This is a genomic window from Actinosynnema sp. NPDC023794, from assembly GCF_040639675.1.
GTDB classification, from domain to species: domain Bacteria; phylum Actinomycetota; class Actinomycetes; order Mycobacteriales; family Pseudonocardiaceae; genus Actinosynnema; species Actinosynnema luteola.
In genome coordinates, this window is record NZ_JBFAFR010000024.1 from 108312 (window position 1) to 119520 (window position 11209).

General features: G+C 71.7%; 11 protein-coding genes. 5 read left to right on the forward strand and 6 right to left on the reverse strand.

Features of this window, described 5'->3' with window-relative positions; all coding sequences use genetic code 11:
- Positions 1–6: 6 nt before the first annotated feature.
- Genes AB0H12_RS33765 through AB0H12_RS33785 form a run of 5 tightly spaced genes read right to left on the reverse strand, consistent with a single transcriptional unit; the run spans position 7 to position 4826 of the window.
- Positions 7–1350, reverse strand: coding sequence for a sulfate adenylyltransferase subunit 1 (locus AB0H12_RS33765; protein WP_499628460.1), 1344 nt, complete (start codon positions 1348–1350; stop codon positions 7–9).
- A complete protein-coding gene (gene cysD / locus AB0H12_RS33770; protein WP_499628461.1) occupies positions 1351–2256 on the reverse strand; it encodes a sulfate adenylyltransferase subunit CysD in 906 nt (301 codons plus the stop codon).
- The gene (locus AB0H12_RS33775) at positions 2253–2954 is read right to left on the reverse strand and encodes a phosphoadenylyl-sulfate reductase (RefSeq protein WP_499628462.1); all 702 of its coding nucleotides are present in this window, start codon (positions 2952–2954) and stop codon (positions 2253–2255) included. The genes cysD and AB0H12_RS33775 overlap by 4 nt, the downstream gene beginning before the upstream one ends.
- Positions 2951–3109 (reverse strand): Insertion element protein, encoded by a 159-nt coding sequence (locus AB0H12_RS33780; RefSeq protein WP_106615051.1) that lies wholly within the window; start codon positions 3107–3109, stop codon positions 2951–2953. The genes AB0H12_RS33775 and AB0H12_RS33780 overlap by 4 nt, the downstream gene beginning before the upstream one ends.
- A gap of 34 nt (positions 3110–3143) precedes the next feature.
- Complete coding sequence (locus tag AB0H12_RS33785) at positions 3144–4826, reverse strand: nitrite/sulfite reductase (RefSeq protein ID WP_499628463.1); 1683 nt, start codon at positions 4824–4826, stop codon at positions 3144–3146.
- 292 nt (positions 4827–5118) lie between these two features.
- On the opposite strand from AB0H12_RS33785, the gene hemW reads away from it, so the two are divergent.
- On the forward strand, positions 5119–6333 hold the full coding sequence (gene hemW / locus AB0H12_RS33790) for a radical SAM family heme chaperone HemW (protein ID WP_499628464.1): 1215 nt from the start codon (positions 5119–5121) through the stop codon (positions 6331–6333).
- A gap of 34 nt (positions 6334–6367) precedes the next feature.
- On the opposite strand, the gene AB0H12_RS33795 is transcribed toward hemW, so the two are convergent.
- Complete coding sequence (locus AB0H12_RS33795) at positions 6368–7141, reverse strand: GNAT family N-acetyltransferase (protein ID WP_499628465.1); 774 nt, start codon at positions 7139–7141, stop codon at positions 6368–6370.
- Positions 7142–7264: 123 nt separating this feature from the next.
- Here AB0H12_RS33795 and hrcA point away from each other — a divergent pair, with 123 nt between their 5' ends.
- The 4 genes from hrcA (at position 7265) to AB0H12_RS33815 (ending at position 11123) form a co-directional block, all read left to right on the forward strand.
- On the forward strand, positions 7265–8287 hold the full coding sequence (gene hrcA / locus AB0H12_RS33800; RefSeq protein WP_230572917.1) for a heat-inducible transcriptional repressor HrcA: 1023 nt from the start codon (positions 7265–7267) through the stop codon (positions 8285–8287).
- 81 nt (positions 8288–8368) lie between these two features.
- A complete protein-coding gene (gene dnaJ / locus AB0H12_RS33805) occupies positions 8369–9514 on the forward strand; it encodes a molecular chaperone DnaJ (protein ID WP_230572916.1) in 1146 nt (381 codons plus the stop codon).
- Positions 9511–10245, forward strand: coding sequence for a 16S rRNA (uracil(1498)-N(3))-methyltransferase (locus tag AB0H12_RS33810; protein WP_499628466.1), 735 nt, complete (start codon positions 9511–9513; stop codon positions 10243–10245). The genes dnaJ and AB0H12_RS33810 overlap by 4 nt, the downstream gene beginning before the upstream one ends.
- Positions 10246–10292: 47 nt before the next feature.
- On the forward strand, positions 10293–11123 hold the full coding sequence (locus AB0H12_RS33815) for an alpha/beta hydrolase family protein (protein ID WP_499628467.1): 831 nt from the start codon (positions 10293–10295) through the stop codon (positions 11121–11123).
- Positions 11124–11209 lie beyond the last annotated feature (86 nt).

Sequence of the window (11209 nt, forward strand, 5' to 3'; positions counted from 1 at the left end):
GACCTTTCAGGGGCCGGGGGACACGAGGGCGTGGCTGTCGGGCTGGGCGGCGTCGCCGCCCTCGGTACAGCTGTCCACGCCGTCCACCTCCGGCAGCGGGGCACCCACGAGCCCCGCGGCCAGCGTGCTGCCGTCCGCGGCGTCGATGACCAGGAACGCCCCCGTGCGGCGGTCCTTCGTGTAGTCGTCCACCGGGATCGGCTCGGCGGTGCGCAGCGAGACCTGGCCGATCTCGTTGAGCGACAGGGAGTCCGGCGCGTCGGTGCTGGCGAGCTTCTGCTCGTCGAACCGGGTGCGCAGCTCGGTGACGATCGCCTGCACGGTCCGCGTGCCGTGCTTGACCAGCACGCGCGCGCCCGGCGTCAACGCCTTCTCCGACAGCCAGCACACCGTGGCGTCGAACTCGTCGGTCACCTTCGGCGGTTGCCCGGCGGTGGCGATCAGGTCGCCGCGCGAGATGTCGAGGTCGTGCGCCAGCAGCAGGGTCACCGAGTGGCCCGCGGCGGCCTCCTGCAACGGGCCGTCGGCGGTGTCGATGCCGGTCACCGTGGACCGGAGCCCGGCGGGCAGCACGGCGATCTCGTCGCCGACCCGCACCGTGCCCGCCGCGACCTGGCCCGCGTAACCGCGGTAGTCCGGGTGCTCGGCGGTGCGCGGGCGGATCACGTACTGCACCGGGAAGCGGAACGGCGCGTCGTGCGCGTCCGCGTCGACGGGCACGGACTCCAGGTGCTCCAACAGCGTCGGGCCGTCGTACCAGGGCGTCCGCGTCGAGCGCTCCACCACGTTGTCGCCCGCCAGCGCGGACACCGGGATCTCCACCACGGCGTCCTCGGCGTACCCGAGGGCGGTGGCGTGCGCGGTGAACTCCTTGGCGATGCGGGAGAACGTGACCTCGTCGAAGTCCACCAGGTCGATCTTGTTGACCGCCAGCACCAGGCGCGGCACGCCGAGCAGAGCCAGCACGGCCGCGTGCCGCCGGGTCTGCTCGATGACGCCCTTGCGCGCGTCGACCAGCAGCACGCCGAGCTGCGCGGTGGACGCGCCGGTCACGGTGTTGCGGGTGTACTGCACGTGGCCGGGGGTGTCGGCCAGCACGAACGAGCGCTTCGGCGTGGCGAAGTAGCGGTAGGCCACGTCGATGGTGATGCCCTGCTCGCGCTCCGAGCGCAGGCCGTCCACCAGCAGCGACAGGTCCGGCGTGGTCAGGCCGCGGTCGGCGCTGGCGCGGTGCACCGCGTCCAGCGTGTCGGCCAGCACCGACTTGGTGTCGTACAGCAACCTGCCGACCAGCGTGGACTTGCCGTCGTCCACGCTGCCCGCCGTCGCCAACCTCAACAGGTCGCTCATCTAGAAGTAGCCCTCCCGCTTGCGGTCTTCCATGGCGGCCTCGGACAGCCGGTCGTCCGCGCGGGTCGCGCCGCGCTCGGTGAGCCTGCTGGCCGCCACCTCGGCGATGACGGCGTCGATGTCGGCGGCGTCGGACTCGACCGCGCCGGTGCACGACCCGTCGCCGACGGTCCGGTAGCGGACGGTCTTCTCGAGCATCCGCTCGCCCTCGCGCGGACCGCCCCACGGGCCTTCCGCCAGCCACATCCCGTCGCGCAGGTACACCTCGCGCCGGTGCGCGTAGTAGATCGGCGGCAGCTCGATGCCCTCGCGGGCGATGTAGTGCCACACGTCCAGCTCGGTCCAGTTGGACAGCGGGAACACCCGGACGTGCTCGCCCGGGCGGTGGCGGCCGTTGTAGAGGTTCCACAGCTCCGGGCGCTGCCGGCGCGGCTCCCACTGGCCGAAGGCGTTGCGCAGGCTGAAGATCCGCTCCTTGGCGCGGGCCCGCTCCTCGTCCCGGCGACCGCCGCCGAACACCGCGTCGAACTTGTGGCCGGTGATCGCGTCCAGCAGCGGCACGGTCTGCAACGGGTTGCGCGTGCCGTCGGGGCGCTCGGCCAGCCGGCCGTCGTCGATGTAGTCCTGCACCTTGGCGACTTCCAACCGCAGCCCGTGCTGGGCCACGACCTTGTCGCGGAACTCGATGACCTCGTCGAAGTTGTGCCCGGTGTCCACGTGCAGCAGCGGGAACGGCACCGGCGCGGGCCAGAACGCCTTGACCGCGAGGTGCAGCAGCAGGGTGGAGTCCTTGCCGCCGGAGAACAGGATCACCGGCCGGTCGAACTCGCCCGCCACCTCGCGGAAGATGTGGATCGCCTCGGACTCCAGGCGGCCCAACGTGTCGAGAGCTGTCGCGGTGGTCATCCGTGCAACCCGCATTCGGTCTTGGCCTGGCCCGCCCAGCGACCGCTGCGGGCGTCGGCGCCCGGCAACGGCTTCGCGGTGCACGGCGCGCAGCCGATGGAGGGGTAACCCGCCTGCACCAGCGGGTTCTCGAGGATCCCGTGCTCGGCGATGTAGGCGTTGAACTGCTCGTCGGACCAGGGCGCGATCGGGTTGACCTTCACCAGCCCGTTGCGCTCGTCCCACGTCACGATCGGCGTGTTCGCCCGGGTCGGCGCGTCGACGCGGCGCACGCCGGTGACCCAAGCGTCGTAGTCCTTCAGCGTGCGCCGCAACGGGATGACCTTGCGCAGCTCGCAGCACCGGTTCGGGTCGGTCTTGTTCAGCAGGCCGAACCGGGCCTCCTGGTCGGCCACCGACTGCTCGGCCGCGGCGTTGACGATGCGCACGTCGGGGTAGACCAGGTCGACGGCGTCCCGCGTGCCGATGGTCTCGGCGAAGTGGTAGCCGGTCTCCAGGAACAGCACGTCCACGTCCGGCTTGACCTTGGTCGCCAGGTCGATCAGGACGGCGTCCTGCATGTTCGACGCGACGATCCAGCTCTCGCCGAACGTGCGGGCGGTCCACGCGAGCGCCTCTTCGGCACTGGCATCCGCCAGCTCTGCCGAAGCGGCCTCCGCGATCACCTTCAGTTCCTCGACCCTGGTGGGGGCGGTCATCGCTGCACCTCCTGAGGAAGGTTGAGACCAACGAACTTGACGGTGAACACGCGGCGACAGGAGGCGCACAGCCACGAGTAGCCGGGCTCCTCCTGCGGACGGAGGTCCTCGTCGCCGCAGTAAGGGCAGTAGAAGGGGGTGGCCCGCTCGCTCATGGCCGCTCCCCCGGAGACGGCGGCGCGGTCGCGCTCATTTCAGATCACCCTCGTCCGCGCGGGCGACCCACTGCGGGAACCGCTCGTCCGGCTCCCGCTTGGCCACGAAGTTGCGCACCACGCGCTCGACGTAGTCCGACAGCTCGGCGGCGGTGACCTTGTGGCCGCGCAGCTTGCGGCCGAAACCGGCGTCCAGGCCGAGCCCGCCGCCCAGGTGCACCTGGAAGCCCTCGACCTGGTTGCCCTCGGCGTCGGTGACGATCTGGCCCTTGAGCCCGATGTCCGCGGTCTGGATCCGGGCGCAGGAGTTCGGGCAGCCGTTGATGTGCACGGAGATCGGCTCGGTGACGCCCGCCACGACGTCGGCCAGCCGGGACTCCAGCGCGGACACCAGCTCCACCGCGCGCGCCTTGGTCTCGACGATCGCGAGCTTGCAGAACTCGATGCCGGTGCAGGCCATCACGCCCCGCCGCCACGGCGACGGCTCGGTCTGCAAACCCAGCTTCGCCAGGTCCGCCTGCAGGTTCTTGACCTCGGCCTCGGGCACGTCCAGCACCACGAGCTTCTGCTGCGGCGTCAGCCTGACCCGGCCCGAACCCGCCCGCTCCACCACCTTGGCCACCTCGACCAGCGTGGAACCGGACACCCGGCCCGCGATCGGGGCCGCGCCGACGTAGCACAGGCCGTCCTTCTGCTTGTGCACGCCGATGTGGTCGCGGGGGTTGGTCGGGTTGTGCGGCGCGGGGCCGTCGACCAGCTTGCGCTTGAGGTACTCGTTCTCGAGGATCTCGCGGAACTTCTCGGGGCCCCAGTCCGCGACGAGGAACTTGATCCGCGCGCGGTGCCGCAGCCTGCGGTAGCCGTAGTCGCGGAAGACGCTGATCACGCCCTCCCACACGTCCGGCACCTCGTCGACCGGCACCCACGCGCCCAGGCGCTTGCCGATCATCGGGTTGGTGGACAGGCCGCCGCCGACCCACAGGTCGAAGCCGGGGCCGTGCTCGGGGTGGTCCACGCCGACGAACGCCACGTCGTGGATCTCGTGCGCCACGTCCGGCAGGCCCGAGATCGCCGTCTTGAACTTGCGGGGCAGGTTCGAGAAGCGCGGGTCGCCGATGTAGCGGCGCAGGATCTCGTCGATCGCGGGCGTGCCGTCGACCACCTCGTCCTCGGCGATGCCTGCCACCGGCGAGCCGAGCACCACGCGCGGGCTGTCGCCGCAGGCCTCCATCGTGGTCAGGCCCGCGTCCTCCAGCTTCTGCCAGATGGTCGGGACGTCCTCGATGCGGATCCAGTGGTACTGCACGTTCTGCCGGTCGGTGATGTCGGCCGTGTCCCGCGCGTAGGTCTGGGACAGCTCGCCGATCAGCGCCAGCTGCTGCGTGGTGAGCCGGCCGCCGTCGATGCGGACGCGGAGCATGAAGTACTCGTCGTCCAGCTCCTCCGGCTCCAACGTCGCGGTGCGACCGCCGTCGATGCCGGGCTTGCGCTGGGTGTAGAGCCCGTACCAGCGGAAACGGCCGCGCAGGTCGGCCGGGTCGATCGAGTCGAAGCCACCGTGGGCGTAGATGTTCTCGATCCGCGACCGGACGTTGAGCGGGTTGTCGTCCTTCTTGCTCCGCTCGTTGGGGTTCAGCGGCTCGCGGTAGCCCAGCGCCCACTGCCCCTCACCTCGGCGCTGCTTGGTGCGCTGAGGCGTCGTCGTCGGGGGGACCATCCTCGTCCTCCGGGGATTCGGGGCGCTGGTGCGCGTGCGAGTCCCGGTGGAGCTGTGGTGGGGGTCTCGTCAGCGCACCCGGCGCCGACGGGAACAAAAAGGCAGGCGCGGGTTATGCCGAACGACGGCACATCGCGCTGGAGACACGACGGAAGTCGACGTGGCGGCGGACCACCAGGCGGACTCCGGTCGATGTCATGTGCCTCAGCGTGCCATGCGTCCATCTCGTGGTCCACCGCCATCCGCATCGTGGGACGGGGTTGCGCTGCTGGTAGATGGGACAATGGGAGCCATGCCCTCCGCTCTGCCGATCGGTGACCCCGCGCCGCCCGACGGCTCACTGCCCACCTCCGCGCTCACCGGTCTGGGTGACCGCCCGTTCGGGGTCTACGTGCACGTCCCGTTCTGCGCGACCCGGTGCGGCTACTGCGACTTCAACACCTACACCGCCGGTGAGCTGGGCACTTCCGCATCACCGGCGTCCTGGCTGGAAGGGCTGCGGCGCGAGTTGGACCTCGCGGCGTCCGTGTTGGGCGTCCCCCCGGCGGTCGACACGGTGTTCGTCGGCGGTGGCACACCGTCGCTGCTCGGCGCCGAGGGGTTGGGCCAGGTGCTCGACGCGGTGCGGTCGTCGTTCGGCCTCGCGCCGGGCGCGGAGGTCACCACGGAGTCCAACCCGGAGTCGACGTCGCCCGAGTTCTTCTCCGCCATCCGTGATGCTGGTTACACCCGCGTCTCGCTCGGGATGCAGTCGGCCGCCCGGCACGTGCTGGCCGTGCTCGACCGCGTGCACACTCCGGGCCGCCCGGTGGCCGCCGCTCGGGAGGCGCGCGCGGCGGGGTTCGAGCACGTGAACCTCGACCTCATCTACGGCACGCCCGGCGAGACCGCCGACGACCTCCGGTCGTCGCTCGACGCCGTCCGGAGCGCGGGCGTGGACCACGTGTCGGCGTACGCGCTGATCGTGGAGGAGGGCACCGCGCTGGCCCGCCGGGTGCGCCGCGGCGAGCTGCCGATGCCCGACGACGACGTGCTCGCGGACAAGTACGAGCTGATCGACGCGGCCATGACCGCGCAGGGCCTGACCTGGTACGAGGTGTCGAACTGGGCCGCTTCGGCGGACGCCGCGTGCCGGCACAACCTGCTGTACTGGCAGGGCGCCGACTGGTGGGGCGCGGGCCCCGGCGCGCACAGCCACGTCGGCGGCGTGCGCTGGTGGAACGTCAAGCACCCGGCGAAGTACGCCGAACTGCTGGCCGCCGGCGCGTCACCCGCCGCGGGGCGGGAGGTCCTCGCCGACGACGACCGCCGGGTGGAACGCGTGCTGCTGGAACTGCGCCTGGCCACCGGCCTCCCGCTGGACGTCCTCGACGCCGACGGCCAAGCGGAAGCCAAGACCGCCGCCGCCGACGGCCTGCTCGACCACACCGCCCTCGACCACGGCCGCTGCGTGCTCACCGACCGGGGCCGACTGCTCGCCGACGCCGTGGTCCGCCGGCTCACGTGATCACCCGGACTGTCGGACCCCGTCGGTAGAATCACTACAAGGGTTCCCCTTGACGGGGACCCGCGCGAAGCCGTTCGTCGAGCACGATCGACGTCGAGTGGCCGATCGTCCGGTAGCCCAGCGGCCCGTACAGGCGGTCCACCTTGCCGTCCGGCTCGGTCTCCAGGAACGGCGTGCAGCCCGAGCCGAACACCAGCGCGGTGAGGTCGGCGCAGACCGCCGACGCGATGCCACGCCCCCGGAACGCCACCGGCACCGCGATCCCCGCCACCTGGGAGAGCCCGTGCCGCGGCGCGGTGCACGCGCCCGCGCCCACCGGCTCGCCGCCCAGCCGGGCCAGCACGATCACCCCGTCGTCGCGCAGCAACGACCGCTGCCGCGCCACGTCCTCCGCCCCGACCACCCCGTCGACGAGGAACGCCCCGTGCTGCACCACCGACACGGCGTGCAGGTCGTCGTCCGAGGTCACCGCCTCGACCGTCAGCCCGGCGGGCCGCGGCGGCACGACCAGCTCGTCGATCGCCATCACCGGCAGCAGCTGGTCGACGGTGAACCCGGCCGCCTCCAGCGCCGCGTCCACCACCGGTGACGGCCGCAGGTACTCCAATCTCGGCGTGCGCGACCGGGACCGGAACGCCGCCACCAGCGCGTCCACCTCACCTCGCGTCGGCGCCGCGCCCTCGTCGGGCACGGCGTAGTTCACGACCAGGTGGTCGCTGTGCTCGTCGAAGCGGACGAGGAACGGCCCGACGCGCTCGGCATCGGCCCTGATCACGTCGCGCAGGGCGGCCTGGATGCGGGTGAGCACACCCGAAGCTACCGACCTCGGCCACCGACCGCGCCGAAGTCCGACGAGCGGGTTTTCCGATCCGGGCGCGAACCTCCGTAAACTCGAGGTGAAGGACCCTGTCCGTCCCTGGAGGTGACGCGCGTGAACGCCGATGAGCGCCGGTTCGAAGTGTTGCGCGCGATCGTCGCCGACTACGTCTCCAACCAGGAGCCCGTCGGCTCGAAAGCCCTGGTCGAACGGCACAACCTGGGCGTGTCGAGCGCGACCGTGCGCAACGACATGGCGACGCTGGAAGAGGACGGGTACATCACCCAGCCGCACACCAGCGCCGGCCGCGTGCCGACCGACAAGGGCTACCGCCTGTTCGTGGACCGGCTCAGCGAGGTCAAGCCGCTGTCCACGCCCGAGCGCAGGGCCATCCAGAACTTCCTCGAAGGCGCCTACGACCTGGACGACGTGCTGCGCCGCAGCGTCCGGCTGCTGGCCCAGCTGACCCGTCAGGTCGCCGTCATCCAGTACCCGACGCTGAGCCGCTCCACCGTCCGGCACATCGAGGTGCTCGCCATCACACCGGCGCGCCTGATGCTGGTGCTGATCACCGACACCGGCCGGGTCGACCAGCGCTCGGTCGACCTCGGCGACGTGATCACCGAGGACAACGTGGCCCGCATCCGGTCCATGCTCAACGGCGCCATGGTCGGCAAGCGCCTGTCCGACGCCTCCGCCGAGGTCGCGAAGCTGCCCGACGAGGTGCCGGGCGACCTGCGCGACATCGTGCTGCGGGTGAGCACGGTGCTCATCGAATCGCTGGTGGAGCACCCCGAGGAACGCCTGGTCCTGGGTGGCACGGCGAACCTCACCCGCAACGTGGCAGACTTCCCCGGTTCGCTGCGCCAGGTGCTCGAGGCGCTGGAGGAGCAGGTCGTGGTGCTCAAGCTGCTCGCCGCGGCTCGCGACCCGGGCCGCATCCTGGTCCACATCGGCGAGGAGAACGAAGCGGCCGAGATGCGCAGCACCTCGGTCGTGTCCATCGGCTACGGCAGCCGGGACAACCTGCTCGGCGGCATGGGGGTGGTGGGGCCCACCCGCATGGACTACCCCGGCACGATGGCGGCGGTGCGAGCGGTCGCCAACTACGTGGGGGAGATCTTGACCGGACGGTGACGGCGGGGAACACCGCGGTCCCGAAGGACGTTCCGCAAGCGAGCGGACGCGTGTCGAAGCGCGTTCGCAGGAGGAAACACGGTGGCGAGGGACTACTACGGCACGCTCGGGGTCTCCAAGAACGCGACTCCCGACGAGATCAAGCGCGCCTACCGCAAGCTCGCGCGGCAGCTGCACCCCGACGTCAACCCCAACGAGGAAGCGCGCTTCAAGGAGGTGACCGCCGCCTACGAGGTCCTGTCGGACCCGAAGAAGCGGCAGGTCGTCGACCTCGGCGGCGACCCGTTGGAGTCGGGCGGCGGTGGCGGCATGCGCGACCCGTTCGCGGGGTTCGGTCTCGGCGACATCATGGACGCGTTCTTCGGCGCGGGCGGCGGTGGCGGACGTGGTCCGCGCAGCCGGGTCCAGCCCGGCTCCGACGCGCTGATCCGGCTGTCGATGACGCTGGAGGAGTGCGCGGCGGGCGCTTCGCGCGAGCTGACCGTCGACACGGCGATCCTGTGCGACCGGTGCGTCGGCAGCGGCTGCGCGGACGGCTCGTCCCCGGTGCGCTGCGACACGTGCGGCGGGCGGGGCGAGGTGCAGTCGGTGCAGCGCTCGTTCCTCGGCCAGGTCGTCACGGCGCGGCCGTGCCCGGTGTGCCGCGGCCTCGGCGAGGTCATCCCCGACCCGTGCCAGCAGTGCGCGGGCGAGGGCCGGGTGCGCTCGCGGCGCACCATCTCGGTGCAGATCCCGGCCGGCGTGGCCGAGGGCATGCGGGTGCGGCTCGCGGGCCAGGGCGAGGTCGGCCCCGGCGGCGGACCGGCGGGCGACCTGTACGTCGAGGTCGAGGAGGTGCCGCACGAGGTCTTCGAGCGTGACGGCGCCAACCTGCACTGCTCGGTGCGCATCCCGATGACGACCGCGGCCCTCGGCGCCGTGCTGCCGCTGCAGACGCTGGACGGCGAGGAGGAGCTGGAGATCGAGCCCGGCACCCAGCCGAACACCGAGCTGGTGCTCACCGGCCGCGGCATGCCCCGGCTGCGGTCCAGCGGTCGCATCGACGGCCGCGGCGACCTGCACGTGCACCTCGAAGTCGTCACGCCGACCAAGCTGGACGCCCGGCAGGCCGAACTGCTGCGCGAGCTCGCCGTGTCGCGTGGCGAGGACGAGCCGACGCTCGCGCACAACGGCAAGGGCGGCGGCGGGCTCTTCTCGCGGCTGCGGTCCGGCCGCAACCACCGGTGACGCTGCCGGTCTTCCTGGTCGCCGCGCTGCCGCCCGGTGACGAGGCCGTCCTGGACGGCCCCGAGGGGCGGCACGCGGCCACCGTGCGCCGGTTGCGCGCGGGGGAGGAGCTGGTGCTCTCCGACGGCACGGGCGCGCAGGTGCGGTGCGTGGTGTCGGAGGCGTTCAAGGACTCCCTGCGGCTGCGCGTCGTCGAACGGTGGACCATGCCGGAGCCGTCCGTGCGGGTGGTGGTGGCGCAGGCGCTGGTGAAGGGCGACCGGGGTGAACTGGCCGTGGAGCTGGCCACCGAGGCCGGTGTGGACGGCGTCGTGCCGTGGCGTGCCTCGCGCTGCGTGACGAAGTGGGAGGACGGCCCGCGCGGCGCGAAGGCCCTCGAACGCTGGCGCAGCACCGCGCGTGAGGCGGCCAAGCAGGCACGCCGGGCGCGCGTGCCGTCGGTCGCGGAACCCGTTTCCACCTCCGGCTTGGCGCGGTTGGCGTCCTCGTCGGCGGTCACCGTGGTTTTGCACGAATCCGCTTCGGTCGGCATCGGATCGGTTCAGTTGCCCGCGTCGGGTGATGTGCTGCTGGTCGTCGGACCGGAAGGTGGCATCACCGACGAGGAATTGTCCACGTTGACCGGCGCGGGCGCGCACGTAGTGCGACTGGGACCTACCGTTCTGCGAGCGTCGACGGCGGCTGCGGTCGCTTTGGGTGCGCTGGGTGTGCTGACCGATCGCTGGCGGTAATTGGTGTTGCGCTCTTCTGGCGAACGCCTGACATAGGGGTTACCCTCATGGCAGAGGGGTTCCATTGGGCTAACCAGGGTCGACCCCTCGACCAGACTCGCCGGACACCTCCCCCCTCGGTCCGGCGCCGCCGCGTCGCGGTGGGACGACCCCCAGGTCCCACCGCGACGCGGCCTCTTTTTGCGTCCAAGGGGTTTCGTTTGCGCATCGTGTACGGGCCGCACCCGAGCCAGTTCGGCGAGTTTTCCGCGCCGTCCGGTGAATCGTTTCCGGTCATCGTGGTAATCCATGGTGGTTTCTGGCACCAGCGTTACGGATTGGAACTCGGCCGACCGCTGGCCGCTGACCTGGTCATTCACGGGGTGGCCGCGTACAACGTGGAGTACCGGCGGGTAACCGGAGGCGGCGGTTGGCCCGCCACCGGCGACGACGTGCTCGCCGCGATCGACGCCCTCGACCCGGCGCTCGGCCCGGTGGTCACGCTGGGTCACTCCGCGGGTGGGCACCTGGCCGTGTGGGCCGCCGCCCGCCACCCCCGCGTGGTCGGCGCCGTGGCGCAGGCGGGCGTGCTCGACTTCCTCCAGCACCCGGAGATCACCCGCCGCGCCGCCGAACTGCTGGGCGGCACCCCGGCCGAGGTCCCCGACCTCTACGCCGACGCCTCGCCCGCCGCGCAGCTCCCCATCGGCAAACCCCTGGTCCTGGTCCACGGCGAGGACGACGAGGACGTGCCGTTCGCCCAGAGCGAGGCGTTCGCCCGCGCCTCCGGCGCCGAGCTGATCGCCCTGCCCGCCACCGACCACATGTCCCTGATCTCGCCCGGCACCCCGGCCTGGACCGCCTGCCGCACCGCCGCCCTCCGCCTGGCCCGAACGTAGAACTCGGCGTACCTGAGCGTTCGACACGCGGGACCTGAGCGTTCGACACGCGCGTGTGTCCTACGTTCGCGTCGCGCGTGTCGAAC